Genomic DNA, 24,390 nt, shown 5'->3' with positions numbered 1-24,390 from the left:
TGGCATTTCCCGTTGCAAGGCCACCTCGCTACTGAGATTCAATAGGTTGCTCCGCGCTGTGGCCATGCGGAGGAGGGGGGCGGTATGGGAAGTCGGCATTGACTTGCGGCGTGGCTCACGGTCTGATGGAGCCATGCAAAACTCAATCCGGACATGGTGCCGGCGCCTGATGGTGTTTGCCGCAGGCATAATGGGCACGGCAGGATTGTTGGGGGCCACCCCGCCCACCCTGCCAGAACCTCCCGCAGAAGGGGCCAAAGTCCTTCTGGTCACGGGCATGGATTATCCGGGACATCTCTGGCGCCAAACGGCGCCCACCTTGAAAAACCTTTTGGAGCAAGACCGGCGCTTGAAGGTGCGCATCGTGGAAAATCCCCACGCACTGGCCTCCCCGCAATTAGTCGCATGGGATGTGGTGATTCTGCATTTCCAGAACTGGCAAACGAATGGCCCCGGGCCGGAGGCGCGGACGAATTTGCTGCGGCTGGTCACGGGCGGGAAGGGGATGATGATGACTCATTTCGCCTGCGGGGCATGGTATCAGGAATGGCCGGAATTTGTGCGGCTTGCGGGGCGGGTATGGTTTGGGCCGGAGGGCGGACGGCAGCATGACCCCCATGGGAAATTCACCGTGGAGATCACGGAAGTGCAGCATCCCATCACCCGCGGCCTCCAGGCCTTTGAAACCGTGGACGAATTATACACCTGCCTGACCGGCGATACCCCCATTCGCGTGCTGGCGCAGGCTCGTTCCAAGGTGGACCAGAAGTATTATCCCATGGCCTTTGTGGTGGAGCCGGGGCGTGGCCGGGTCTTTCACACGGTGCTGGGTCACGATGTGCAGGCCTACACCAATCATGTGGCGGTGGGCGAATTATTGCGTCGCGGTTGCGCATGGGCAGCCGGGCTGCCGCCGGTTCCTTGAGCAGGGTTCATCCGCATTTTTATGGAGCAACAAACTTCCTCTGCCAATGCCGGTGCCGCTGGTCCGGCCAGGCCCCCACGGTCATTTTGGTTCAAGATTTTGCTGGCCCTGACCGCCGTCCTCGTGGTGGGGCTGGGCGGATGGTATTTTTCCCTGCAGTGGCAAAGCTGGCGCAGTTGGCGTCATTGGCAGCAGTACAAAACCGAGTTGGAAGCCCGGGGTGAAAAATTTGAGCTGCAAGCTCTGGCGCCGGCACCGGTGCCGGAGGATAAAAATTTTGCGCTGCATCCCCTCATTGCCCGGTGGTTCACCCCGGGGGCGGTCAGCAGCACCAATGGCTCGCAGCGCTGGTTTTTTGCGCCGGGAGCGGAAGACCCGGAGCGCCGGCGGGGGGGCAGCGGCCCGGTGCGGGGAGACGGCTCCGGCGCGCTCCTGGCGCGGTGGGCGGCCTATTATCAGGGGCATCGCGGATTTCCCCAGGCGCCCGCCGGCTCCCCGCCGGCTCAGGTGGTGCGCACGGCGCTCAGTATTTATGATGCCGACATTCAGGCCTTGCGCGAAGCCATGAAGCAGCGGCCCATGTGCCGGTATCCCCTGAATTACGAGATGGGCGGCGCACTGAACTATCCCCACCTCGTGGGTTGCCGCAGCCTGGCCACCACGCTGGAATTGCGGGTCATGTCCTTTCTGCATTTGGGGCAGGTGGAAGAAGCCTTTGCAGAATTGCAGTTGGGATTTTTTATCAGCGACACCCTGCAGGCCGACCCCCTGCTGGTTTCCCTGCTCCTGCGCATGGCCTTGGATCAAATGCTGAGCGAGGCGGTTTTGGAGGGAATCAAGCAACGGCAATGGAATGATGCCCAACTGGCCTGGTTGACCCAATACCTGGGGCAGCGGCAGTATTTGCGGGAATTTGCTGCGGTGTTGCGCGGTGAACGCAACTTTGCCGTGCATCAAACCGAACTGCTGCGCCAGGGCAAAGTGCATGCGCAGACCGGCGAAGCCGAGTTAACTCCCGCCGGCGAGCGGGCGTTGAAACTCCTGCCGCGCGGATTGTATTACCGCAATCTGGTGGAGCTGGTGCATCTCTATCAGGAGGAGGTTCTCCCCGCTGTAAACGTGGCAGCCCGGCGCATGGACAAGGAACGGCTGCAGGCGCTGAATACTTCAGCCGCGGCGGCGGAAGGCAATCCTTATGGCCTCGAGGTGCGGCAATTGCTGCCGGCCATTCATAACGGCGCCCTGAAAGCCGCGCGCTGGCAGGCCATGGGCGATTCCTTGTGGGTGGCCTGTGCCCTGGAAAGATATCGCCTGGCCAAGGGGCGGCTGCCGAATCAATTGGAGGAGCTGGCGCCTCAATATCTGCCTGCCTTGCCGTTGGATTGTTTGACCGGCAAACCTTTGAGCTGGCGCAAGGAATCCGAAACAGTGTATCGGGTCTATGGATGGGGCTGGAATGGCAAGGATGAGGGCGGGCGGCCGGGGCACCGTTTGGAAGACGGCGATTGGGGAGTGGAAGTGCGCCTGACCGCCCCCAATTAACCGGCATGGCCTTCCAGTTGGTAGATTCCAAATGGCAGCCTCCCATGGGGGCAACCGCCTGGCGACCAAGCTTCTGTCTATGCCTTATAGCCTCGCCTTGGCTGGTGAGTCAGACTCTTCTTTAATCACTTAGGCACAGTGCGTGGCCGTGGTTGACCCAATTCCGAGAGCCTGGCTCTGTCAGCTCTCCAAGACCAGCCACTCCGATTCCATGATGGCTGTGGGATGATTGCTGCCCCGGGGCCACGCCGCCGCATAGACACACCCGAGCATGAGATGCTCTGCCATTACGGCCTGCTAACCATGACCTGAGCGCCAGAAACAATCGAAGCCCCATACCAGGGGGGATGAAAGGGAAATGGGGTGATAGACGGGATTTGAACCCGCGACAACCAGATCCACAATCTGGGGCTCTAACCAGGCTGAGCTACTATCACCACCCAAACCTCGACAGCAATTTATGCGCGGCGCCCGTACCGCGTCAAGAGGTCAATTTCACACCCCGCTGGTGCGCAGGGCACGGGCTTGGGGTGGGGGCGTTTTTGTGGCACATTCCAGACATGGGCATTTACTGGGAATGCCAGCGCTGCACTGCCTGTTGCCAGTGGCCGGGTGAGGTCAAGGTCACGGAGGAGGAAATCTGTCAGATGGCAGCCTGGTTGTCCCTGAGCGAGCGGGAATTCATTGAACGTTATACCCGGTTGCGCCAGGACCGGCGGGGTCTCGCCCTGGTGGAGCAGGAGGGCGGGGCCTGTGTGTTTTTGCAGGGCCGGGACTGCCTGGTGCAACCCTTCAAGCCGCGGCAGTGCCAGGAATTCCCGAATGGCTGGCGGGCCAGTCCGGAACTGATGAGGCAATGTCAGGCCCGACCGGTGTGGCGGGCTGGGACGCGGGAGGAATGTTCAGGGGAAGAGCGGGGGGCTTAAAGCTCCATGATGCGAATGTTGCGGAAGTCGAATTTTTTGTCTTCGACTTGAATGCCGATGTAGCCTTCGGGGCGGTCCACCAAATCGGTTTCCCAGTTGGCTTCGTCGTTGATGAAGAGCTTGGCCTTATTGCCGCGGACTTCGATGCGCATTTTGTGCCATTTGTTGATGGGCAGCTTGGGCGTTTCGGCGGGCACAATGGTTTTGCGATTTTTGACCAGCGCGCCCAGGGCATTGTAGCGCAGGTTCACTTGAAAACCGGCGTCCGGCCACGGCTTGCCGTCCAGCGGGGCGCGCATGTAGATGCCACTGTCGTAATCCTCGTCATAGGCGCGCCATTCAAATTCGAGAATGAAATCCTTGTATTGCTTTTCCAGCCGCAGCCAGCCCATGCCTTTGTGGATTTGCAGGTTGCCCTCCACCACTTCCGGTTTGATGTCGTGCACGGCAATCCAGCCGGTGAGGTCTTTGCCGTTGAAGAGATTAACCCATTGTCCCGCCGCCGCCTGAGCATTCCAGACGGCCAGCCCCAAGCAAAGGCCCAAAATCCCTAAGTGTGCTTTCCACGTGGTGGTTTTCATACAGGGCTGATTAACTTTCATTTGCAAGACTTCGTCAAGTCTGACGCAAGGAGGGGCTTTCAGTGGTGGGGTGACTTTACACCTCACGGCCACGCGCCCCATTCCCCGCTGCGAGGGCGCAGCCACGTTTCGAGCGTTTCCAGTTCAATTGGCCGCCACATGGTCAGGCAGGGGGGCTGGTTTCGGCGGAAGCTGCTGGCTGGCGAATGAGTTGAAAGGTGGCCACGCGCATGCCGTCCATCTGCGTCACGGTAATTTCGCAATGTGCGAGGGTGATGGAATCGCCGGCTTGCGGGAAGCCTCCCAGGCGCTGGGTAATCCAGCCGCTGGCTGTGGCGATGCCTTCCCCCGCCAGCGGCTCGCCGGCCAGCTCAGACAGCTCATGCAAGGGGAGCGCACCGTCCACCACCCAGATATTCTCAGCTTTTTGCAGGATTAAGGGTTTTTCCTGGTCAAACTCGTCCTGAATCTGTCCCACGAGCACCTCCAGGATGTTTTCCAGGGTCACCAGGCCCAGAATGCCGCCGTATTCATCCACCACCAGGGCCATGTGACATTTGCGCTCCAACAGGGTGTGCAGCAAGCCTTCCAGATGGGCGGTGGGGGGGACATAGAGGAGCTTGCGGGCAAAGCGCTGCAAATCCCGGCCGGTGGCCGCCAATTTGCGGGCGGCGTAAAGGTCTTTGATGTGAATGATGCCCACTGTTTTGTCCACCTCGCCGCCCTCGCACAAGGGAAAACGGGAGTAGCGGGTTTTCTCGGCCACCTCCAGACATTCAGCGATGGTGGCCTCCATGTCCAGGGTCACGATTTCCTGGCGGGGCCGCATGACATCACGAGCGACCCGGCGTTTGAGGTCAAAGGCGTTGAGCACAATCTCGCGGCTGAGTTCGGTCCGGCGATGTCCGGCCGAGACCAGCAGGCGCAGTTCTTCGTCTGAGTGGGCGTGCTCGCTTTCCGAGACGGGTTGCAGCCCGGCCCGTCGCAACATCCATTGCGAGGCGTGGTTGAGCGCCCAGATGAAGGGATAAGAGAGCCGGTGAAACCACTGGAGCGGCGCGGCCACCCAGAGGGAGACCGGCAGGGGTTTTTGAATGGCCAGCCATTTGGGCGCTTGTTCCCCTGCGGTGATATGCAGGAAAGTGATGGCGGTAAAGCCCACCATGAAACTAATCCAGTGCCGCCACTGTTCGCTGACCTGGAAAAAGTCCAGCAGCGGCAGCAGCAGCCGGGTGAAAACCGGTTCGCCAATCCAGCCCAAGCCCAGGGAGGCCAGCGTAATCCCCAACTGGCAGGCGCTGAGGGAGGCATCCAGACGTTTGATGACCTGGCGCACGGTCAGGGCGCGCCGCTGGCCGCGTTGGATAAGGGCATCCAGTTGCGTGTCCCGCACTTTGACCAAGGCAAACTCGGCCGCCACAAAAAAGCCGTTCAGAAACACCAGCACCAGGACGGCCAGAATGCGCCAGCCATAATCGAAAATGACCGAGGTGTCGGGCATGGTTAAAGCTGCACTTCGCCAAAAATGGCGCGCAAAATGTCCTGCAAAAACAGAATCCCCACTTCCCGCTGCCGCACGTCCAGGACAATGGCCGCGCGCTCGCCGGCGCGTTGCATGCGTTGCAGGGCGGCCTCCAGGGTGAGGTTTTCGTCCAGGTACAACGCCGGCCGGAGATAATCTTGCACGGGCTGGTCGGGATTGAGGTCGGTGCGATAAAGCACGGCGCGCAAGCTCAAAAGGCCGGCAATCCGGCGCTCGGCGCCTTCGCCCTGCCAGGCGGGCAGGCGGGAAACATTGTGTTCACGGCACAGTTGCAAGGCCTCGCGCAGGGGGGCCTGGGCGGAAACGGTCACAGCTTCCGAGAGTGGAATGGCGAGCTGGCGCACGCGGCGGTTTTGCAAATCCAGCACGCGCTGAATCATCGCCCGCTCTTCACTGGTCAGGTTGCTGGCAAATTCTTCGACGAAATACCGCAGCTCATCCCGGCTGGCAAAAAGCCGGCCGGTGAAACGGCGGCCGCCGGAACGGCGGGCCAGGCCTTCCGCCAGCCAGGTGACCAGCGCCACGACGGGGGACAGCAGCTTGCGGGTGAGATTGAACAGCGGCGCCAGCAACAGGCACAGGCGCGTGGGGAACAGCCGGAACATCACTTTGGGCAGGAGGTCGCACAGGCCATAGAACACCACCATGACCCCGGCCAGAAAACCCAGCCAGAACAGAACGTGCCGGGCCAGGGGCGGCCAGTCCAGGGCAGCCAGGCTGCGTTGCCAGAGAAATACCCACAGCACCGCCGCGGCAAAATTGGCCAGGGTGTTGCCCACTAGAATGGTCCACAAGAAAGGCTCGGGCTGCTCCAGCCAGCTTTGCAGCATCTGCGCCCGCCGATTGCCTTGCCGTTGAAGCTGGCGCAAGCGCAGGCGGTTCAAACCCAGCACCCCCGCCTCCATGCCGGAAAACAGGAAGGAGGCGGCGAGCGCCAGGACCAACAAGGCCAGCAACATGCCCAAGCTCATGCGGCGCCTCCTTTCCCGCGGCCTGGATTCAGCCGTTCCACCACCAGCTCCCGCACGCGGCGTTCATCCGCAACGGTTACCGTAAATCGCAGGCCACTATACTCCACCGCTTCACCTTTGGCGGGCACCACCTCGCGCAGGGCCACCACCAGGCCACCCAAAGTTTCCACTCCCGGATAGTCCTTTAATTCCGGGCATTCCCGCTGGAAATCCTCCAGGCGCATGGTGCCGTTGACCCGCCAGCGGTGGGCATCCAATTTTTCCATCACAAACCCGGTGGCCTCGCCTTCATTGCGCAAGTCCCCCACAATGGCCTCCAAAATGTCCTCCATGGTCACGATGCCGGCGGTGCCGCCAAATTCGTCCAGCACAATGGCCAGTCCCCGCCGCTGGCGTTGCAAACTTTTGAACAATTGGAGCAAGTTCATGCTGGCCGGCACGAAAGAGGGAAACTCCACCGCCTCGGCCAGGTCCACCTCCGGATTCAACAGCAGGGTGCGGGTGTTGAGGATGCCGACAATGGTATCAGGCGATTCATCATAAATGGGCAGACGCTGGTGCCGATGGCGGCGGGCAGCCTCCAGCATTTCCTCGCGGGTGGCATCGTCCGAAATGGCGGCCATGCGGCTGCGTGGCTTCATGACTTCCCCCACGGTGCGCCGGTCCAGGCCGATGATTTGCAGGATGATTTCCTTTTCGGCGGCTTGCAGGGTGCCTTGCTGGCAGGCCAGCTCCACCAGCTCGCGGTATTCCTCGTCGGTAATGCCGGCGGACGGCACAATGGAGCGCCGGGCCGCGGCGGCCAGAATGCCGCGATTGAGCCAGCGGGCCAGTTGGCGGAAAGGCCGGGTCAGACGCATGAGCAGGTGCATGGGCGGGGCCACAAGCAAGGCCCAGCGTTCAGGCTCGCGCACGGCCAGGGTTTTGGGAATTAGTTCACACCCCAGCAGCAACAGCACCAACAGGATCGCCAAGGCCAGCCAGGGGGGGGCGTGCCAGTGGATGCCTGAACCTGCCACCAGTGCCACCATCAGGGCATTGCAAAGCGTGTTGCCCAGGGCAATGGCGGCCAGCAAATCCTGGGGCGTTTCCAACAGTCTGCCGATGATTCGCCCCCGTTCCGGCTGGCTGGCCGCCAGTTGTCGCACCCGCCATCGGCCAAGGCTGAACAAGGCAGCTTCAGCCGCGGCAAAAAAGAAACTGGCCGCGGCGCATAACAGCAAGGTCATGCACACCACATAGACCATGGCTTCACTATCGCCCAGAGCCGGTCTGGGAAAAAGAAAATTTGGCGGTGGCTCCGCGGCCATGGAACACGGGGTAAATGGCTTGCTCGGGGCAGGGTGGGGCTTCACTATGGGGTTTATGGCCAACACTTTCTGCCTGGCAATGATTCAAATGCGGGTGGTGCCCGGCGACAAACGCGGCAACCTGGAGCGGGCCCGCCAGTGGCTGCATGAGGCGCGGCGACAGGGCGCGGAGGTGGCGGTGTTGCCGGAGGCCATCACCACCGGATGGACTCATCCTTCGGCGCGGGAGCTGGCCGATGAAGTCCCCGGCGGTGAAGCCGTCTCGACCTTGGGGCAGGCGGCTCGGGAAACAGGGATGTATGTTTGCAGCGGGTTGGTGGAGCGTCATGGGGGTCAGTGCTACAATAGCGCGGTATTGTTGGGGCCGGAGGGGGAGGTGTGGGTGCATCACCGTAAAATCAATGAATTAGACATTGCCCATGACTTGTACGGCCTGGGCGACCGTTTGCAGGTGGCGGTTACCCCCTGGGGAAGGTTTGGCGTGATGATTTGCGCTGACGGTTTTGCCTCCGGTCAGGCCATCAGCCGATGTCTGGGGTTGATGGGGGCGGGGGTGATTCTTAGCCCTTGCGCCTGGGCGGTGGCTCCGGAGCATGACCAGGCCAAGGAGCCGTATGGGCAGCTTTGGCGTCAAAGTTACGGGCCGGTGGCCCGCGAGTTTGGACTGTGGATTGCCGGGGTCAGCAACGTGGGGCCGATTACCGCCGGGCCATGGGCGGGGAGGCGCTGCATAGGTTGTTCCATGCTGGTTAATCCGGCGGGGGAGGTTGCCTTGCAGGGACCTTATGGCGAGGAGGCGGAAGCCTTGTTGTTGGCCAATGTTCAGATAGCGCCACGGCCCCGACCGTGGCAGGAACCGTCCCCTGGCCAGCCCAGACCAAGGTAAGCCCCTGCCGCATGCAACAAGCGGACTTTCCAAGGGGGATTGAGCCGGTGGAAAAAATAATTTTTGCTCAGCCCCTGTTCTGCCGATATGCTGAATTTGAGGGCGCATGAAAGCGGACCTGAACTTTGGATTGGAGAATGCCGCCTGGCCGGCGTTTGTGGTGGATGCCCAAGGGGTCATCCGTCGCGCCAGCCAGGGGTGTGCCGCTTTGTTTGGCAGCCTGCTGGAGTCCGCTTATCTCTCGTCCATTTGGGGGCCGGGCAATGAGCATTCCGCCGAGCAATTTCTGGCCCGGCTGGAGCGGGGCATCCCGGCGCAGAACCAATTGCGGCTGCGCATTCGCGGCGGGGGCGTCGCCACCTTGAATGTCTTCATTTGCCACATGATTCGGGACGGGCAGAAATACTTCATTTTCCAAATGCCTCCGGAGAGCGCCCCGGCCCGGGTCGAGCGCGAAGGCCCGGCGGCAACCGACCTGGCGCTGGCCCATAAACAGAAGCTGGATTGTGCTTTGCAACTGACGCGCACCGTGGCCCTGGACTTCAACAACGCTCTCACCAGCATTCTGGTGCACATCAGCCACATCCTCGACCAGATGGACCCCACCCACCCCTGGCGGGGCAGTTTGGTGGAAGCGGAAAAAGCGGCGGAGAAAGCCTCGGAAATCGCGAATGATTTGGCCGCGTTCAGCCGGCAGGAAAAGGACAGCCGGAGCCAGACCGTGGGCAACCTCAACATGTTGCTGCGGCGGGCGATGGAACTTTTCCAGAAACCGGGAGGCGCGCCCAACATTCAATGGAAGGCGGAGTTTGAATCGCATCCCTTCACCGCCACCTACGATGAAGCCAAGATGCAGCAGGCGCTGGTGAAGATTTTGGAAAATGCGGTGCAGGCGCTCACCCCGGGCGGCGGCACCATAACGGTGAGCACCCGCAATTTGGAATTGCGGGAGCCGACCCATGACCAAGGGGTGCAATTGTCGCCCGGCGCGTATCTGGTGATTGAGGTGCAGGATGACGGGCCGGGCATACCGGCGGAGGTGTTGCCGCGGGTTTTTGAGCCGTTTTTCACCACCAAAAAAGGCCACCGGGGCCTGGGACTGGCCTGGGTGTACGGCATCATTACCAATCATGGCGGCAGCGTGGCCATTTCCAGCACGCCGGGCGTGGTGACCTCGGTGCGGGTGTATTTGCCGGCGAGCAAGCGGGTAATTCGCGACACCTTGATTGACAAGGCCGCCCTGCGTGGCAACGAAACCATTCTGATGGTGGATGATGAAGACCTGGTGCTGACGATGGCCCAGATGGTCTTGTCTTCCTTTGGCTATCGCGTGTTGACGGCCAATTGCGGGGAAAAGGCGTTGGAGGTGGTGCAGAACGCCAGTGAAAAGATTGATTTGGTCATCACCGACCTGGTCATGCCGCGCATGGGGGGCCGCGAACTGATTGAGCATCTGCGGCGCATTTCACCGGATTTGCGCATCATCTATTCCAGCGGCTTTGTGCGCCCTGCCGCCGAGGACGAGGAGTTTTATTTGCAAAAGCCTTTTACCAGCAAGGAACTGCTGGCCAAAGTCCGGCACGTGCTTTCGCTGTAGGGCGCTGGCGGCGGCGCTTAACGCACTTTGAAAATTACCAGCATGCCGTCATCCTTTTCCATGGAGGCGCGGATGGTGACGGAATCGTAGTTGGGGTTGTCCTTGAAATAGGCCAGGAAATCGGGCATATCGCGTTCGCTCTTGATGACGTTATCGGCGACAATCACCGCCCCTTTGTGCAGCTTGGGCTCAAGCGCCTTGAAGTATTTGAGGTAATCCCGTTTGAGGGCGTCAATGAACACAAAATCAAAGGTGCCCTCCAGCTTGGGCAGCACCTGCAGGGCGTCGCCTTCCACCACCGTCACGGTTTTTTCCAGCCCGAATTTTTTGAGATTTTCCCGCGCCGCAGCCACCATCTTGGGGTCAATGTCCACCGTGATGAGCTGTCCGCCGGTGCGCTCGAAACCGATGCCCATCTGAATGGCGCCATAGCCGGTGGCGGTGCCCACCTCCACGCCGCGCTGGGCATTGCGGGACTGCACCAGGACGCGCAGGAACATGGCGTCGCCTTCAGTGGTGTTCAACGGGATGCGCTTAAATTCCTTGAGCATTTTTTCGCGTTCGGTAGCGGTGGGCTTGGCATCGGCGGCGGACAGGCAGGCCACACTGCCCACCATGGCGCATAGGGTCAGCACAAAAATCCAGGTGTTTTTCATAGGCGGCAGCATCTTTTCCGGCTTCATCGCGGGATGCAAGCCTGGAAATCACCAATTTAGCCTTTTTCGGACATCGGCTGGCGTGTAAGATGGCTCCACCTCTCTATGCACACACACCTGGCTGCAAGAATGGTGGGGCGGGCTTTGCCCCTTCTCCTCGTGCTCACTGGCCACCTGGTTGTCCGCGGCGCCTTGTTGGAAGATTTAACCCGACTGCAACCGGGCCGCAGCCGGCGGGTGACCTCGACCATGCGCGCCGGCCCGGATGGCAAATATGACCCACAGGCGCCTCCGCGCGCCGACAGGGACGAGCGCAGCAACTTTGACAATTTCCGCGTGCCCCCGGGCGCGACGCAGGTGGTGATGAATGTCAAAGGCCCCGGCGTTATCACGCATATCTGGTTCACTTTCCTTGGCCCGGAGCCGCAGGCCTGGGCGCCCAATGGCTCGGCCAATCATCAGGAAATGCTGCTCCGCATCTACTGGGACGGCCATCCCCGGCCGGCGGTGGAGGCGCCGGTGGGCGATTTTTTTGCCAACGCCTTCGGCGAGCGCCGTGAAGTCATCAGCCTGCCGGTGGTGGTGGAGGACGCCGACTCGTACAATTGTTTCTGGCGGATGCCATTCCGCCAATCGGCCCGCATGGAAATCATCAACCAGAGCGAGAAGCCCATCAGCCTGCTCTACTACAACATTGATTGGATTGAATTGGACAAGCTGCCGGCCAACACGCCTTATTTTTATGCGCAATACCGGCAGGAGTATCCGGCGGTCTCCGGCCAGGATTATGTTGTTTTGGAAACGCGGGGGCGGGGCCATTATGTGGGGACGGTGCTCAGTGTGCGCACGCGCAGCCCGGCGTGGTTTGGCGAGGGGGACGAGAAAATCTGGATTGATGGCGAGGCCCAACCGTCCATTTGGGGCACGGGCACGGAGGACTATTTTCTTTCCGCCTGGGGCCTGAAAACCACGAGCACGCCCTTCTTCGGAGTGCCGTACTTTGATCAATGGGGCATTGTGGGCGGCCACACCAGCGCCTATCGCTGGCACCTGGCCGATCCGATTGTCTTTCAAAAAGGCATCAAAGTGGCTTTCGAGCACTATGGCTGGATTTCACCGGATGAAAATCCGGATTACAAGTCCACCAGTTGGAATGAGCGGGAGGATGATATTTCCAGCGTGGCTTTCTGGTATCAAACGGGCACTCCCACCTTTGCCGCACGGGCGCCTCATGCCCGGGAACGACGCCTGCCAAGTTTGGAGCGCATGATAGTCTATGCGCGGGACTTTTTATCCCCGGCGCATCACGGGGCAGGGGATGCCATCAGCCAGCGGCTGGCGGTGCATGAAACCCCGCAAATGCTCTACCGTCCGCCCTCGGCCAGCAATGCCTGGGTGGAAATTCCCTTCACCGTGACCAATAAAGAGCCGCTGCGGCTGCTTTTGCGGGGGACGACCTCCTATGATTTTGGCCGGTACCAGCCCTATTTGAACGGCATCAAACTGGGCGGCCCCCTGGATTTTTATTCGGCCGAAATTGCCGCGCGTGAGTTTCACTTGTTGGACTTTTGGCCGGAACCGGGGCGCTACGTCCTGCGCCTGGAGGCCGTTGGCCAGAATCCCCAATCGCAGGGCTGTTACCTGGGGCTGGAATCCGTGCGTTTGCGCGAGCGCCGTCCGCGCGTGCAGGCCTATGGTCACGACAAGGACAAAGACTGGCGCAAGGCCCCGCAACTCTATCGCTAGGCCTTGCCCATCCACGGGCAGGTTTCCTTTTGGGGACATTCCGAGCATCCGTGCCGCCGGCTGAACAAGGGCAGGATGACAAAGGCGTCCACCACAAATACCGCGAGCAGCAGGGCCATAGTGCTGTCAAACTGCCGCCAGAGCAGCCAGCCGCCGGCAAGGGCCGGGATGAGCCAGAGCGGCACAATCACCGGAATGTGTTTGCGGAATTTTTCAGCAAAACATTCGCGCTCCGCCTTGGGGGCCAGCCGGGCGGCCACCATGCCGTAGCCACAGGGGCAGCCCCGGGTGTTGTAAAAAGCGCAATAAGGGCAGATAAAAATCATCGTCCACAATGAGCCGCCGATGCCATAGGCGGCATAGAGGAGGGCGGCTAGCCATGCGCCATGGCCTCCCCCCAGCCCCACAGCCAGCACTGCGCTGCCGGCCAGCACCATGATGGCGTATGGAAGATTGGCCAGGAAAGTTTCGGTCTTGGAATACAAACGCATAGTAGTATTGCAGTCCAAGCTTGAGCAAAAACAGCGAACGAGGCCAGACCAAAAATGCGGCCGGCATGGCCTTAAAGCTTTGAACCCAAGGGCGGGGGCCGGGTAGCCCTCTTTGACCTGGAAAAGTAGAGGTGGCAAAAAAACGAAAAATGGGCTTGCATGTTGGCGGAGCGTTGCTAATTTCTCGGCTCTTTGTTAAAAACAGGATTTGATATGTCACGAGTTTGTGAATTGACCGGCAAGCGTGCTGCCAAAGGCAGCATCATCTGGCGCAGTGGCAAGGCCAAGAAGAAGGGCGGCATCGGCACGCACGTGACCGCCATCACCAAACGCCGTTTTCTGCCCAATTTGCAGCGGGTGAAGGCCGTGATTGATGGCGAGGTGCGCTACGTGAAAGTGGCGGCCAGCGCCATCAAAAAGGGCCTGATTGTCAAGCCGCCCAAACGCCATTGGAAGAAGGCGGAAGCGGCCAAGGCCTGAGTTGCCCCAAGTATTTTTTGAGCCACGGCGTTCCCGGCGGGGACGCCGTGTTTTTATTTCCGCCGTTGCTTTGGGAGGCGCCCGCAGGGCACAATGGCCCACGATTTCATGGACCGCCCGCAAACAACGAGGTGGGAACGGGGGCTGGATGCACTGGCCGCCGCGTGGCAGCGCCGCCATGAACCGGGGAGCGGCTGGCGGCGATGGACGCAATGGTGCCGGCGGCTGGTAGTCGCGGCCAACTTCCTCTACCTTGCTGGACTCCTGGCCCTCTGGGCGCTGACGGCAGGGGTGGGGGAGCGGCACTACTTTACCGCCTTTTGCCTGTTTGTGCCCCCGCAGGTGTGGTTGTTGCCGCTCCTGCTCCTGTTGCCTTTGTCATGGGGGTTTTGCCGGCGCTGTCTGTGGCTGCATGGAGTGGCAATCTTGTGGGTGGCCTTTGGTTTTTATGATTTTCACTGGTACCGCCCCAAGGCAGCCTCCAGCCCCGTTTTGCGGGTGATGACTAATAATTACGGGCAAAATAACCGCCAGAGTTTCACGGCGTTTATGCAGCAGGAGCAGCCCGACGTGATTGCCTTGCAGGAGGCTGTGGGCCAGATGGGGCGATTATTGCGAGCTTATACCAACTATCAGGGCCGCGCGTTTGGGGAATTTGTCCTGCTCAGTCGGCATCCCATTCTCAGTTCCGGCCCGATACCGGTGTATGATGCCTTTGGCTGGCCGGTGGGAGCCTGGTTTGAATTGCAGGCGCACTCGCGCACGGTGGTGGTGTACAACGTGCACCTGCCCAGCCCCCGCCGCGAATTATATCGTTTGCGCGGCCTGGGGGTATTGGTGGCCTTGGCCGGCGAAACCGCCGGGGAAAGCCGCAGCAGTCGTTTCCAGGAGGACGTTGCCAAAGCATGGCAGCAGCGGGTGGACATTGCCCAGCGGCTCATTGCCCATCTGCAAAAGGAAAAGCGGCCCTTTGTGGTGGCGGGCGATTTCAACATGCCCAGCCGCGGCTGGTTGCATCGCCAATTCCACGCGGAGTTTGCCGATGCGTTTGCGGAGGCTGGACGTGGCTATGGTCTCACGTTTCCCGGGTACAGCTCCAATCCGCTGACGGGTTTTGGGCCCTGGCTGAGGCTGGATTATGTATTTTGCAGTCCGCAGTTGCGCCCCGTCTATTGCGTGACGGAGCGGGGCCGCCGCAGCCAGCACCGCGCTGTGGCCGCACACCTGGAATGGAAGGAATAATCGCCGGGGGTTTATTTACGGCCCTTGGGGTCCAGGTTCTGCTTCAGGTCCTCGGGGGTGACCACGCTCTGCACGCCGCCGGGGGGAATGGGGGCCTTGGCAATCCAAAGAATGGCGTTTAGCACCACTTTGCGGAAATCATCATGGCCCCAATTGTTATGGAAATGGCCGCCGGTGAAGCCAAAACCGCGCCCGCCATCGGGGCGTTCGTAGGCCCACATGACATGCTGCGGCTCGCCCTTGGCCACGGCTTCGCGCACGGCGGGATTGCCGCTGTGGGGGCCATCCGGCCGGTTCATGGTGGAGGGGGGAGCCACCGCGCTGAGAATGGGGGTCACGCCTTTCATGCCCTCCTGGAAGCGCATGTGGAAGTACCATTCATCACGAATTTTGAAGGGGCGCACGCCATCGGTGATGGGATGCTTGGGAATGACCTTGAAGTCAGCGTCCCAATGGGGATTGACCGACCAATGGGTTTCAAAATAGCCGCCCATCCAGTTTAGAAACTCCGGGCCGCCATTGTCCTTGGGCACTTCCACGGCATAATGGCAGCAGCCAAAGCCCACCCCGCGCTTCATCAGTTCGCCCAGGAAAGTCAGGCGCTGGCGCTCACGCACCGCCATGTGCCCGCCGCCGCCGTCGCAATAAATGAACACAGCATCGGCGCCGTCAAAAATGGTCATGTCCTTGGGCCAGCCGTTGGTGTGGACGACGGCTTTGACCCCGCCCATTTGATTGAGCAAACGTCCCAGCAACAGGCAGCCCGCATTGTGTTCATGCTCGCCGGGACCGTGGCTGGGGGTGCCTGCGAGCAGGACGATTTTACGTTCAGCGGCCGGGCTGTTGACCGCCCATAAAAGACTGGCCGCGCAGAGGGCCAGTGTCAGTGCTTTGGTGATTTTCATGATTTCGAATGTAGAGGTTTAGGTGATTTTGCAAAGTGTTTTCTGGGGGCAGAAGGGCGTCTCCTTAGTTGTTGAGCGGTGCGTATAAGTTCCAGTGGAATGTCCACCGACGACTGCCATGCTTTTTGCGCGGTGATTTTCCTCCCGCAGGCAAGGGAAGAACTGCGGGGGTGTTTGCCAACCGCACAGGGTGCTCTGGAAATTTCATGGGTGCCGCGGAATTTCGTTCCAGTTTTTGAGGCCGATGATGGGCAGGGCGAAGTCGAAGGCTTCGCGCCATTGCGGGGTATCGGCCAGGCGGAAACACTCGTAAATGCGTTTCTTCTGGTAGGGCTCGGCCACACTGCCGGGGCGATTCCGCCACAGTCCCAGCAGCAGGCCGCCTTCGTGGGCGTGGTCCACATGCCGGTGGAGAATGAAGGCGTCAATGCCGTCATTGCGCTCCACTATCTGGTAGGCATAGCAGTAGGCAGCGGCCTGCAGCAGCTCGCCTTCCGGTCCTTTGGGGGTGTGGAATCCTTGCTCGCTGAGAATGATTCTCCGGGGCGTTCCGCGATACCGCATGGCCGGCTGGCGCATGAACTCGGTGAGAACATGCAGGTTTTTGAAGGTAATCCGCGGGGTGTCAGGGTGGGGCACGGCCGTTTTATCCAGCCAGAAACGAGGCTCAAACAGATTCTCCGGGTAGGGGTGGTACGCCAGATGCCAGTCAAAATCGCCCCGCTGGCGGGCACGGGCCGCGAAGGCCTCCAGGAAGGGGCGTCCGGCAAAGGCTTGTTGGTCATCACCGGCGGCGTAACGGATATTCCAATGGTGGTCCAGGGAAAGATAAACCCGCGGCCACGGGGCTTGGCGGCGAATCGCCGCATGAAACAGCCGCACGGTGTCCTCGTAGTAGGCAGTGAACTTTTCCATGGAGACGGGTCCCATGTTGCACCACCACCAGTGACTGGTGACCTCATTGCCGATGATATAGCCCGCCACCCGTCCGTGAGCCTGGTTGGTGCCTGACCAGCGATGCGCCAGGAATTCCAGACAGGCCGCGTACCATGCCCGTCCTTCTGGCGTGACAGTGTTGAAAGCTCCCAGGCGGTTGGGAGCATTGGTGGCATAGTTGGGGTGCAGGGCCAGTTTATCCACCTCGGGGCGTCCGGAGGCGTAACTCAGGACGATGAGATATACCACGATGCCGCGGTCAGAAAGGGGCTTAATCTGCCGGTCCAGGCTTTCCAGATAACTTTTTTGAAAATGATAGATTTGCCCGCCAGAAGTCCAGGCGGGATTGCCAGACTGGCGATGGACATCCACCAGTCCAGTCAAGTTGATATTGATAGCGGCGTGTTTGACCCCCAGGGCCAGGGCGTCATCCACCATTTGCACTTGCAGGCCCTTTTTGGAGGCAGGCTGGGGAAACTCAGCCCCACTGGTCCCCACCGCGCCTACCAATACCCACACCGCTGCCACCCATCGCATCAAGTCAAACATCGCCCATTGGACGATGCCTGCGCGGCTTTTTTTCAAACGGCCGTCTGCTTGGCGTCGGCCCGATGGGGGTTAGTGGGTGCGGACGGGGGACTCCTGCCGCCGGCAGGTCAAAAAGGCAATTAACTGCACAGCCTCCTGCAAGGTCACGTAATCCGTGTTGATGACCAGGTGATAATACTGGGCATCCTCCACATCTTTGCCAAAGTGTTTCTTCACGTAAGCGGCGCGGGAGCGGTCTTCCTGATCAATTAATTCACGCGCTTCTTTTGGCGATACACGGCGCGTGGCGCACACCCGCTCGATGCGCCGTTCCAGCGAGCCCACCAGGCGCACGTGAACGACATTGTCCAGTCTGGCCGCAATCAAATTGGCGCCCCGGCCCAGGATGATGGCATGTCCCAGGGTGACGAGATGCAGGATGGTCTGGCAGGTCTGGTGAAACAACGTCCAGGAAGGCGGATGCAACCCCAGCAGCTCCTCCATGATGTCGTCCAACAATGGGCGCCGGTCTTCCGGCATATACTCGGCCAGTCGCTGCGGCAAATGATGGTCCTCCAGCACTTTTTCCACCAGATTCCGGTCAAAGACCGTCCAAGGCGGTCCGGGTTCTTTTTCCATTTGCTGCAAGTGCGTGACGAGCATTTCCGCCACGGCGCGTCCGCCAGCTCCGGCCTGGCGGGACAGCGTAATGGACGCCAGACGGCGGCGCGTGAGTGGGCCTTGCTCGGAGCCGGGCAAGGGAGTGAACTGGGCATCAATATAACTGAGGCATTTGGCGAGACTGGCGGTGTCACTCATAAGCTTGGCGGGGTTGAGGGGTCTCCATTCGCCTGGGTTTCCAGACCTGCCCTGCGGACTTGGGGTGATGGGAAAATGTGTGCGTGTTTAACATCTCAGGACCTCATATAGATTATACGCTTGCGTAATAATTCGGTCAAATCCTGCATGCAGCTCGCGGCGAAATAAAAGCCTGCCTCCCGTTTCTTCGGGAGGCAGGCGAGCGTGCAGAGAGCGTTCAGCCAAAGTCCTGCGGATACCTTAGACGGCGGGCGCCGTGCGCCCTGGCATGGCCACCGGCGCGATGGGCAGCGGGCCAAACTCGTACTTGTCGGGGCCCAGGCGCACTTTGGAGTTGAGCATGGCGTCCCAAGTCACGGCTTTGCCGCTGTACACACACTCCCGGCCCATGATGGCCATGAGGGTGCTTTCGGCGACGGCGCGCGCCTCATTGATGGGGTTGCCCGCGCGGATGCTGGCGATGAGGTTTTGGTGTTCAGCCTCATACGGATTCACATCCGGGTCACGATAGCGCCACAGGTTGTTGCCCTCGGAGCGGATGAAATTGTGGCAGTTGCTGTAGCCTTTGACTCCCACCACCGCTTCTTCCACCTTGCCGTCGCAACCGTTGATTTGGCGGCTGAAACTGAAGACGCGGGCGCCATTCTCATACTCAAACTCGACGGCAAAGTGGTCGTAGATGTTGCCGTACTTGGCATCGGTGCGCACCTGGCGCCCGCCACAGCCCACCACGGCGCGGACCGGGTGGGCGTTGAGCACCCAGTTCATGATGTCCAGGTTGTGCACGTGTTGCTCGACAATATGGTCGCCCGAAAGCCAGGTGAAATAATTCCAGTTGCGAAGCTGCCATTCCATGTCGCTCATGTTGGGTTTGCGGTCAATGACCCATATTTCGCCGCCACACCAATAAGCCCGGCCATAGAGGATTTCTCCGATGGCTCCGTCATGGATGCGTTTAATGGTCTCGCGGTAGCTGCGCTGATGGCGGCGCTGCGTGCCGGAGGCGATGCCCAGGCCCTTCTTTTTGGCCAATTCACCCGCCTCAATGACCATGCGCACGCCGGGGCCGTCCACGGCCACAGGCTTTTCCATGAAAACGTGCTTGCCGGCCTGGATGGCGTCCATGAGCTGTTGCGGGCGGAAATGGGGTGGGGTGGCCAGGATGATGTAGTTGATTTCCGGGATGGCGAGGAGTTTTTTGTAACCATTGAAGCCGGTAAAACACCGCTCCTGCGGAATGTTGATTGCCAGTTTGGACAGGTTTTCCCGACAGCGTTCCAGGCGGTCCTCGAAGACATCGGCCAGCGCCACCACCTGGACATCTTTGCGCTGCAGGGGGCCGGTTTGGGCCACATCCTCGGTGTGGTAACCGCTGGAGGGGTAGATGACCTTGGTCTGCGCGCCAAGGACATTCAAGACTGCCCCGGTACCGCGCCCACCGCAGCCGATGACGCCGATGCGAATGGGGTCATCCGGCGCCGCGTGGGCGGTGATGACGAAGGGCAGTTGGGCGGCTGTGGCAGCCCCAGCCAGGGCGAAGGAGGATTGTTTCAAAAATTGACGCCGTGAGGCCGTATTGGTTGAGCCGTTTTTATTCATAAACATGGTGTAAAGCGGTGGCTATTATGCGCGGAAAGAGGGAAAAGGCAATGGTTAACCGGTTTGAGAACGCGGCGCTCAAGGGAGCGCTTTGGGGTGGCCAGCCGGAAGCTGATGCATTTTCACCCAGAGGCCTTTGGGCTGCCTGAATTAAGGACAGGCCAAGCTGGTTATTATTAAAAATGATACGGCCCGGAAATTGCTACACAAATGACGTTGCGGCAGGCATAGGGCAATGTGTGGACACGTATTGTATTCATAAAAATAAATCCGCCCTGCGCCTGGTCCACGCCGCAAATAACAGAAAGGCAAGTAGTTATGAAGACCGAGCGCACGCGATGGGGGTGCGTGGCCCGGGGCGTTGTGGAAGCGGTGAGCAGGCTATGGATGGCCATGCTCACCGTTCTCATGCCCAAAGGCCAGACACCTCTTCTCTTAATATTGGAACCGTCATGGCCTGGCTTGGGTTCCTCTTTCCGGCCAGCCATGACCCCGTGTCATGCCATGCCACCCTGCCGGCCCCTGGCGTTGTTCGCCGGTGGGGGTGCGGGGTTCTGGCATCAGGCGAGCAGGCAGTTGGGACGGCCCGGGGGTGCTTATCCGTTCTGGCATCCTCATAACGACAGGGTTGAACGGCCCTAAAGGCAAAACTGGCCAACGTAAAATAGACTTGTGGTTTTTTCCACAAGCGCTATATCCTACGTTGTTGCCACCAAACCCAAACAATGTTATGAGGCCAAAAACTTCAGCCCGCGGGGGCTTCACCCTGGTGGAAATCATGATTGTGGTGGCCATCATCGGCTTATTGCTGGCCATTGCCGTGCCCAACTTCGTCAAGAGCCGTCAATTAGCCCAAAGCCGAGCCTGCATGAACAACCTGCGGCAGATTCAGGCGTCCAAACAACTCTGGGGAGTGGAAAAAAGCAAGGCCCCAACGGACGTGCCTACGGATGATGACCTGATTGGCCCTACGCTCTATCTGAAGGTCAAGCCGATCTGCCCGGCAGGTGGCACGTATTCCTACAATGCATTGAGTCTGCCGGTGACCTGCAGTGTCGAGGGGCATACGCTCGAGTGGTAGCCCTGAGAACTGGGCGGGAAGTCCAACGCATGGGTGCCAGGCGGCGCGCGTGCAGGGTCTAGCCGTCAGGCGATGCGAAGCCGTGGTGTCGGCGGAGGGGCGGACAGAACCACCGAAGCCAGGTCTTTATTCCACGCGCAGGCGGTAAAAGCCTGTGTGGGGCGAGGGTGTCGTATGCGTAAAGGGGGCAGGTTGCCCATTGCCTTGGGCGCTCATCACGGGCGTCCATTACGCAGTCGGCAGGGCAGGGGAAAATTCCAAGGTATAAAGCCGGCCTGGCTCAGTGGTGGGCAGTGTGAAAGAGAAAGTTCCCTGGTGAAAACCTAAGCTTGCCGCAGGTATCACCACCGAGGGAGGGGCTATCGGACTATCCGCCTCAAGGTAGAGGTTGTCCAAGGCCACCCCGATTTGCCGGTTCACGTAAGGACCTGTGCCGTCGGGGTCGGTCAGGGTTGGCCCATGCGCGTCAAACCGGAGATAAAAAACCTGGCCTTGCGGCACGAAGACGTTCTCCACCCATCCGCCAATGTTGCGCTGAGAATGGGCGGGGTCATTGCCGTTCACCCAATAATTGGAGGAGGAGTTTTCGGAGGTATTCGGGTATTGGAAGATGGCCTCGAAGGCATTGCCCAAATCGCGCCAGGTGAGGTTGTCGGTGGAAAAGCTGGCTTGCAGGCCGCCATACCGCTGCGGGCCGCTGTTACGCACGACCCAGACCTCCACATCAAACCGCAGCAGGAATCGCGTCAGGTCCGCCCCGGTTAGATTGGTAATCATCATGGTCAGGGAGCGCGGATTGTCACCCACCGCTCCCCCATAAACGCCCAGGGCGCGGTCGGTTTCCGGCGTCAGGCCGGAATCCGGCCATGGGCCGCCGTTGAAGCCGCCATTCGCCGGGAAAGCATTGGCCGCAAATAAATTGGTGGCGCGTTCGACGTTGGAGACATTAACCGACCAATAGGTGTGCGTGCCGTTGCCGGGGGCTTCCGTGCCTCCGACACCCATGCTGTTAAAGTTTTCGGTGATGGCGCCTGCCGGTCCGCCTCGGAGAACATAGCCAGCGCCCATCGGGGCGGCGGATAGTCCGCAGCAGGATAGCAGCAATGCAGGGACAACAAAACCGACTGGCTGGAGGAGGCTTTTCATGACCTACCTATTACAGCATGGTTTTGGCGTGGCGTCAAAAAATTACCCGCACGAAAATCAGGCTGATTTTTAGGCAGGGAGCCTCAGGACTGCCTGGAAGGATGGGCTTGACGAGAGGGCCGCCAGCGGAGCCAGAGCAGTCCGGCCAGGCCGGTTAATAACAGCAGGCCGACGGCATAAGTGCCCGTGTGGGATGACCCGGGGAAGGCGTATAAGGAGGCCGCCCCCAAAGCGGGGCCGACGCAGATGCCCAGACCGATGGCGGCTTCGTGAAGCCCACCATGTTCGCCCTGGCTGGCCTCGCCCACGTCCATGGCGTAGAAGAGGGAGGAGTAGTAAATGAGGCCGGTGGCCAGGCCAAACAAGATTTGGGCCACAATGACCAGCCAGAGTTGAGGTGCCAGGAGCAGGGTGAGGAATCCGGCGACCAGCGCCACATAGGAGCCGGCCAGCCAGCGGAAACGATAATGCCAGGCCGTCCACTTCCACAGCACGGCAAAGGCCAGCAGGCGCATAAAAAACCAGACGGAGCAGAAGATGCCCGACTGGGTGGGGGTAAGCTGAAAATGGCGGGCGAGGTCCGGAATGATCAGCACGATGGTATTGATGGCCATGTAGGCGAAGGGGTTGGCCAGCCAGGCCATTTTCAGGAAAGTTTCCGGCGGCACAGGTTGGGCCAGGGCGGCCGCTTCCGGGGCATGAGCGGGTGGCGGTGGGGGCGGGTCGGCGGGCTTGTCTTGCTGTGCGTGAGGCGAGGCCGCCGCCGTGCGGCGCATGAGCCAGGCCACGGCGCTGATTTGCAGGACCAGCACAGCGAGGGGCACGCCGTAAAGGCCCGCCAGGCCGAGGTAATCGAAAATGGCGCCCCCGGTGAAATAGCCTGCCGCGGCAGTGCCGGCCCAGGTCAGGTTGTAGATGCCCACCATGCGCGGCAGCCCGCGCTCGTCTTCGCCGTCACAGACCAGCGCTTCCAGGGCTGGCCAGGTCAGGCTCATGCCGGCGGTCCAGACCATCAGCGCGCCGACTTGCACGGCGAAGGCGGGAAAAAGTCCGGCGGCAGCGAGGCTGGCGAGCATGATGCTCAGCCCCAGCCCCAGGGTGGGAAGGTACCCCAGACGTTGGGCCAGACGTCCGCCACGCCAGGAGAAAAACAGGTACATCAACCCATGCACGGCCCCCAGCGCCAGCGTTTCCTTGCGGCCAAAATGGAATTGATTGCGAAACAGGAAGAGGAGGTAGTTAAAGAAAAAAGTCGTGGCAAAAGAGTTGAGCCCAGTGAGGACGAAAAAGAGGGTTTTGTAAGGTCGCCAGTGCATGTAATGAAATGGAATAAGGGGGCGTTTAGCCGTCAATTTCCGCCAGTGCCTGCAGGCAGTACCATTTGACGGCGGGGCGTAGGGCAGGTTCGAGCGCATCCAATTCATCCGCGCCACACCAGCGAATGGCGTGATGCTCGGCAGCGGCCAGACGCAAAGTCTCCTGACCGTTTTTGGGACGCGCCCAGTAAATCATGCCGATGTGCTCGTGGGTGTCGGTGATGCGGTGGATGTCCAGAAACCGTGGGGCAATCAAGGCGCGAGTGTCGGGGCCGGTGGTGGGCGGACGCTCGCCCAGAAGTTCAATTTCCAGGCCGCTTTCTTCCCGGGCTTCGCGTAGCGCGGCCTGCTCGGGGTCCTCGTCCAGTTCAATATGCCCGCCCAAGGGCAGCCACTGGCCCAGGTTGCGGTGCAACACCAGCAGCACGCGGCGTTGGCGCACCACAAAGATGGACACCGTGAAATCAATGCGCTCGTGGATGTGGGCCATGGCGGGCTTTTAGTAATCGTACAACCCGCTGTCCCGTGAATAACCGCCGCCACCCCCCATGCCGCCCATGCCTTCGGGGTCATCCGGGCCGAGTGCCGCATCCAGCACATCGCCCATATCTTCCTCGATTTTTTCCGGGTCTTCGCCTTTTTCTAGCCGCTTGATGGCCACGTCCAGTTCTTTGGGCATCAGCCCGGGGGGCAGCGCCTCCTTCATTTTTTTCATCACGTGCGCCATGTGCCGCGGGTTGTTTTCATCCAAATGCTCCATGTCCCGCTCGATTTCCGACATGACCTTTTCCATCCGGGTTTCGTCCACGTCCGGCAACGGCGGGCCGTCGTCTTCCGGCGTGGCGGAGGGTTCTTTCAGGCCGCGCGGCGTGGCAAAGCGGCTCATCACCCGCTCCAGGTTTTTATGGCCGCATTTTGGGCACGTCGGCAGCCCCTCCGGATTCACCCGTTTGGAGAGGAAGCTGAATATCTTCCGGCATTTCGGACATGCAAATTCGTAAATCGGCATAACCCAAACCCATCCTACATTCGTTCAACCGCTGCGAGTATAACGTTCGGAGGCCGGCGTGGCAATCCCGTGTAGGCCGGGGGGGAAGGGAGGGCTGGTCCCGCCAACCCTTCAGGCGGTGGGACGCATGGCGGCGGAAATGGCTGCGGCGCCGC

The 24,390-nt window shown here is 60.4% G+C and carries 23 protein-coding genes and 1 tRNA gene; 9 read left to right on the top strand and 15 right to left on the bottom strand.

Annotated features, from left to right (window positions below; all coding sequences use genetic code 11):
* Nucleotides 1-133: 133 nt before the first annotated feature.
* Complete coding sequence (locus tag NXS98_RS08290; RefSeq protein ID WP_283848020.1) at nucleotides 134-925, top strand: ThuA domain-containing protein; 792 nt, start codon at nucleotides 134-136, stop codon at nucleotides 923-925.
* A 99-nt stretch (nucleotides 926-1,024) separates the two neighbouring features.
* The gene (locus tag NXS98_RS08285) at nucleotides 1,025-2,467 is read left to right on the top strand and encodes a hypothetical protein (RefSeq protein WP_283848019.1); all 1,443 of its coding nucleotides are present in this window, start codon (nucleotides 1,025-1,027) and stop codon (nucleotides 2,465-2,467) included.
* A gap of 359 nt (nucleotides 2,468-2,826) precedes the next feature.
* Here NXS98_RS08285 and NXS98_RS08280 read toward each other — a convergent pair.
* Nucleotides 2,827-2,904 (bottom strand) — tRNA-His (locus NXS98_RS08280).
* A 123-nt stretch (nucleotides 2,905-3,027) separates the two neighbouring features.
* On the opposite strand from NXS98_RS08280, the gene NXS98_RS08275 reads away from it, so the two are divergent.
* Nucleotides 3,028-3,393 carry a YkgJ family cysteine cluster protein gene (locus tag NXS98_RS08275; protein WP_283848018.1) on the top strand — a complete coding sequence of 122 codons (366 nt, stop codon included), beginning with the start codon at nucleotides 3,028-3,030 and terminating at the stop codon, nucleotides 3,391-3,393.
* Here NXS98_RS08275 and NXS98_RS08270 read toward each other — a convergent pair.
* The 4 genes from NXS98_RS08270 to NXS98_RS08255 all read right to left on the bottom strand — a co-directional run bounded on the left by NXS98_RS08270 (nucleotide 3,390) and on the right by NXS98_RS08255 (nucleotide 7,717).
* Complete coding sequence (locus NXS98_RS08270) at nucleotides 3,390-3,974, bottom strand: 3-keto-disaccharide hydrolase (RefSeq protein WP_283848017.1); 585 nt, start codon at nucleotides 3,972-3,974, stop codon at nucleotides 3,390-3,392. The genes NXS98_RS08275 and NXS98_RS08270 overlap by 4 nt on opposite strands.
* 163 nt (nucleotides 3,975-4,137) lie before the next feature.
* Nucleotides 4,138-5,475 (bottom strand): hemolysin family protein, encoded by a 1,338-nt coding sequence (locus NXS98_RS08265; RefSeq protein WP_283848015.1) that lies wholly within the window; start codon nucleotides 5,473-5,475, stop codon nucleotides 4,138-4,140.
* A gap of 2 nt (nucleotides 5,476-5,477) precedes the next feature.
* Complete coding sequence (locus NXS98_RS08260) at nucleotides 5,478-6,488, bottom strand: CNNM domain-containing protein (protein WP_283848014.1); 1,011 nt, start codon at nucleotides 6,486-6,488, stop codon at nucleotides 5,478-5,480.
* Nucleotides 6,485-7,717 (bottom strand): hemolysin family protein, encoded by a 1,233-nt coding sequence (locus NXS98_RS08255; protein ID WP_283848013.1) that lies wholly within the window; start codon nucleotides 7,715-7,717, stop codon nucleotides 6,485-6,487. Before NXS98_RS08255 ends, NXS98_RS08260 begins: the two co-directional genes overlap by 4 nt.
* A 136-nt stretch (nucleotides 7,718-7,853) precedes the next feature.
* On the opposite strand from NXS98_RS08255, the gene NXS98_RS08250 reads away from it, so the two are divergent.
* Together NXS98_RS08250 and NXS98_RS08245 are read left to right on the top strand one after the other, a co-directional pair.
* Nucleotides 7,854-8,684: a carbon-nitrogen hydrolase family protein gene (locus tag NXS98_RS08250; protein WP_283848012.1), complete on the top strand. Its 831-nt coding sequence runs from the start codon at nucleotides 7,854-7,856 to the stop codon at nucleotides 8,682-8,684.
* A 106-nt stretch (nucleotides 8,685-8,790) separates the two neighbouring features.
* Complete coding sequence (locus tag NXS98_RS08245) at nucleotides 8,791-10,281, top strand: ATP-binding protein (RefSeq protein ID WP_283848011.1); 1,491 nt, start codon at nucleotides 8,791-8,793, stop codon at nucleotides 10,279-10,281.
* 17 nt (nucleotides 10,282-10,298) lie between these two features.
* Here the strand turns inward: NXS98_RS08245 and NXS98_RS08240 are convergent, their stop codons facing one another.
* A complete protein-coding gene (locus tag NXS98_RS08240) occupies nucleotides 10,299-10,937 on the bottom strand; it encodes an O-methyltransferase (RefSeq protein ID WP_283848010.1) in 639 nt (212 codons plus the stop codon).
* A gap of 105 nt (nucleotides 10,938-11,042) precedes the next feature.
* On the opposite strand from NXS98_RS08240, the gene NXS98_RS08235 reads away from it, so the two are divergent.
* The gene (locus NXS98_RS08235) at nucleotides 11,043-12,683 is read left to right on the top strand and encodes a glycoside hydrolase family 172 protein (RefSeq protein WP_283848009.1); all 1,641 of its coding nucleotides are present in this window, start codon (nucleotides 11,043-11,045) and stop codon (nucleotides 12,681-12,683) included.
* Here NXS98_RS08235 and NXS98_RS08230 read toward each other — a convergent pair.
* Nucleotides 12,680-13,174, bottom strand: coding sequence for a hypothetical protein (locus NXS98_RS08230; protein WP_283848008.1), 495 nt, complete (start codon nucleotides 13,172-13,174; stop codon nucleotides 12,680-12,682). The two genes, NXS98_RS08235 and NXS98_RS08230, sit on opposite strands and share 4 nt — an antisense overlap.
* A gap of 213 nt (nucleotides 13,175-13,387) precedes the next feature.
* Here NXS98_RS08230 and rpmB point away from each other — a divergent pair, with 213 nt between their 5' ends.
* Nucleotides 13,388-13,654: a 50S ribosomal protein L28 gene (rpmB, locus tag NXS98_RS08225; RefSeq protein WP_283848007.1), complete on the top strand. Its 267-nt coding sequence runs from the start codon at nucleotides 13,388-13,390 to the stop codon at nucleotides 13,652-13,654.
* A 108-nt stretch (nucleotides 13,655-13,762) separates the two neighbouring features.
* A complete protein-coding gene (locus tag NXS98_RS08220; protein ID WP_283848006.1) occupies nucleotides 13,763-14,896 on the top strand; it encodes an endonuclease/exonuclease/phosphatase family protein in 1,134 nt (377 codons plus the stop codon).
* A gap of 11 nt (nucleotides 14,897-14,907) precedes the next feature.
* Here the strand turns inward: NXS98_RS08220 and NXS98_RS08215 are convergent, their stop codons facing one another.
* The 4 genes from NXS98_RS08215 to NXS98_RS08200 all read right to left on the bottom strand — a co-directional run bounded on the left by NXS98_RS08215 (nucleotide 14,908) and on the right by NXS98_RS08200 (nucleotide 19,683).
* Nucleotides 14,908-15,801, bottom strand: a complete 894-nt coding sequence (locus NXS98_RS08215) for a ThuA domain-containing protein (RefSeq protein ID WP_283848005.1) — start codon at nucleotides 15,799-15,801, stop codon at nucleotides 14,908-14,910.
* A 204-nt stretch (nucleotides 15,802-16,005) separates the two neighbouring features.
* The gene (locus NXS98_RS08210; protein ID WP_283848004.1) at nucleotides 16,006-17,322 is read right to left on the bottom strand and encodes a DUF5722 domain-containing protein; all 1,317 of its coding nucleotides are present in this window, start codon (nucleotides 17,320-17,322) and stop codon (nucleotides 16,006-16,008) included.
* 33 nt (nucleotides 17,323-17,355) lie between these two features.
* Complete coding sequence (locus NXS98_RS08205) at nucleotides 17,356-18,084, bottom strand: cytidylate kinase-like family protein (protein ID WP_283848003.1); 729 nt, start codon at nucleotides 18,082-18,084, stop codon at nucleotides 17,356-17,358.
* A gap of 240 nt (nucleotides 18,085-18,324) precedes the next feature.
* The gene (locus NXS98_RS08200) at nucleotides 18,325-19,683 is read right to left on the bottom strand and encodes a Gfo/Idh/MocA family protein (RefSeq protein ID WP_283848002.1); all 1,359 of its coding nucleotides are present in this window, start codon (nucleotides 19,681-19,683) and stop codon (nucleotides 18,325-18,327) included.
* A 730-nt stretch (nucleotides 19,684-20,413) separates the two neighbouring features.
* Here NXS98_RS08200 and NXS98_RS08195 point away from each other — a divergent pair.
* Complete coding sequence (locus NXS98_RS08195; protein WP_283848001.1) at nucleotides 20,414-20,764, top strand: competence type IV pilus major pilin ComGC; 351 nt, start codon at nucleotides 20,414-20,416, stop codon at nucleotides 20,762-20,764.
* Nucleotides 20,765-20,992: 228 nt separating this feature from the next.
* Here NXS98_RS08195 and NXS98_RS08190 read toward each other — a convergent pair whose 3' ends face one another.
* From NXS98_RS08190 to NXS98_RS08175, 4 genes are all read right to left on the bottom strand, one after another.
* Complete coding sequence (locus tag NXS98_RS08190; RefSeq protein WP_283848000.1) at nucleotides 20,993-21,769, bottom strand: hypothetical protein; 777 nt, start codon at nucleotides 21,767-21,769, stop codon at nucleotides 20,993-20,995.
* Nucleotides 21,770-21,993: 224 nt separating this feature from the next.
* Nucleotides 21,994-23,226 (bottom strand): MFS transporter, encoded by a 1,233-nt coding sequence (locus NXS98_RS08185; protein WP_283847999.1) that lies wholly within the window; start codon nucleotides 23,224-23,226, stop codon nucleotides 21,994-21,996.
* Nucleotides 23,227-23,251: 25 nt separating this feature from the next.
* Nucleotides 23,252-23,716 (bottom strand): NUDIX hydrolase, encoded by a 465-nt coding sequence (locus NXS98_RS08180; RefSeq protein WP_283847998.1) that lies wholly within the window; start codon nucleotides 23,714-23,716, stop codon nucleotides 23,252-23,254.
* 9 nt (nucleotides 23,717-23,725) lie between these two features.
* Complete coding sequence (locus tag NXS98_RS08175) at nucleotides 23,726-24,235, bottom strand: FmdB family zinc ribbon protein (protein WP_283847997.1); 510 nt, start codon at nucleotides 24,233-24,235, stop codon at nucleotides 23,726-23,728.
* Nucleotides 24,236-24,390: the final 155 nt, after the last annotated feature.

Origin of the sequence: Fontisphaera persica (genome assembly GCF_024832785.1) — a bacterium.
Classification (GTDB): Bacteria; Verrucomicrobiota; Verrucomicrobiia; order Limisphaerales; family Fontisphaeraceae; genus Fontisphaera; species Fontisphaera persica.
The sequence above is the reverse complement of the archived record's forward strand: the minus strand, read 5'-3'. Positions and strand labels throughout refer to the sequence as shown.

What these genes read in the sequence shown, in the direction of transcription:
- NXS98_RS08290 (WP_283848020.1), top strand. Translation starts at nt 134, where the DNA reads ATGCAAAACTCAATCCGGACATGGTGCCGGCGCCTGATGGTGTTTGCC.
- NXS98_RS08275 (WP_283848018.1), top strand. Translation starts at nt 3,028, where the DNA reads ATGGGCATTTACTGGGAATGCCAGCGCTGCACTGCCTGTTGCCAGTGG.
- NXS98_RS08270 (WP_283848017.1), bottom strand. Translation starts at nt 3,974, where the DNA reads ATGAAAACCACCACGTGGAAAGCACACTTAGGGATTTTGGGCCTTTGC.
- NXS98_RS08265 (WP_283848015.1), bottom strand. Translation starts at nt 5,475, where the DNA reads ATGCCCGACACCTCGGTCATTTTCGATTATGGCTGGCGCATTCTGGCC.
- NXS98_RS08260 (WP_283848014.1), bottom strand. Translation starts at nt 6,488, where the DNA reads ATGAGCTTGGGCATGTTGCTGGCCTTGTTGGTCCTGGCGCTCGCCGCC.
- NXS98_RS08255 (WP_283848013.1), bottom strand. Translation starts at nt 7,717, where the DNA reads ATGACCTTGCTGTTATGCGCCGCGGCCAGTTTCTTTTTTGCCGCGGCT.
- NXS98_RS08250 (WP_283848012.1), top strand. Translation starts at nt 7,854, where the DNA reads ATGGCCAACACTTTCTGCCTGGCAATGATTCAAATGCGGGTGGTGCCC.
- NXS98_RS08245 (WP_283848011.1), top strand. Translation starts at nt 8,791, where the DNA reads ATGAAAGCGGACCTGAACTTTGGATTGGAGAATGCCGCCTGGCCGGCG.
- NXS98_RS08240 (WP_283848010.1), bottom strand. Translation starts at nt 10,937, where the DNA reads ATGAAAAACACCTGGATTTTTGTGCTGACCCTATGCGCCATGGTGGGC.
- NXS98_RS08235 (WP_283848009.1), top strand. Translation starts at nt 11,043, where the DNA reads ATGCACACACACCTGGCTGCAAGAATGGTGGGGCGGGCTTTGCCCCTT.
- NXS98_RS08230 (WP_283848008.1), bottom strand. Translation starts at nt 13,174, where the DNA reads ATGCGTTTGTATTCCAAGACCGAAACTTTCCTGGCCAATCTTCCATAC.
- rpmB (WP_283848007.1), top strand. Translation starts at nt 13,388, where the DNA reads ATGTCACGAGTTTGTGAATTGACCGGCAAGCGTGCTGCCAAAGGCAGC.
- NXS98_RS08220 (WP_283848006.1), top strand. Translation starts at nt 13,763, where the DNA reads ATGGACCGCCCGCAAACAACGAGGTGGGAACGGGGGCTGGATGCACTG.
- NXS98_RS08215 (WP_283848005.1), bottom strand. Translation starts at nt 15,801, where the DNA reads ATGAAAATCACCAAAGCACTGACACTGGCCCTCTGCGCGGCCAGTCTT.
- NXS98_RS08205 (WP_283848003.1), bottom strand. Translation starts at nt 18,084, where the DNA reads ATGAGTGACACCGCCAGTCTCGCCAAATGCCTCAGTTATATTGATGCC.
- NXS98_RS08200 (WP_283848002.1), bottom strand. Translation starts at nt 19,683, where the DNA reads ATGAATAAAAACGGCTCAACCAATACGGCCTCACGGCGTCAATTTTTG.
- NXS98_RS08195 (WP_283848001.1), top strand. Translation starts at nt 20,414, where the DNA reads ATGAGGCCAAAAACTTCAGCCCGCGGGGGCTTCACCCTGGTGGAAATC.
- NXS98_RS08190 (WP_283848000.1), bottom strand. Translation starts at nt 21,769, where the DNA reads ATGGGTGTCGGAGGCACGGAAGCCCCCGGCAACGGCACGCACACCTAT.
- NXS98_RS08185 (WP_283847999.1), bottom strand. Translation starts at nt 23,226, where the DNA reads ATGCACTGGCGACCTTACAAAACCCTCTTTTTCGTCCTCACTGGGCTC.
- NXS98_RS08180 (WP_283847998.1), bottom strand. Translation starts at nt 23,716, where the DNA reads ATGGCCCACATCCACGAGCGCATTGATTTCACGGTGTCCATCTTTGTG.
- NXS98_RS08175 (WP_283847997.1), bottom strand. Translation starts at nt 24,235, where the DNA reads ATGCCGATTTACGAATTTGCATGTCCGAAATGCCGGAAGATATTCAGC.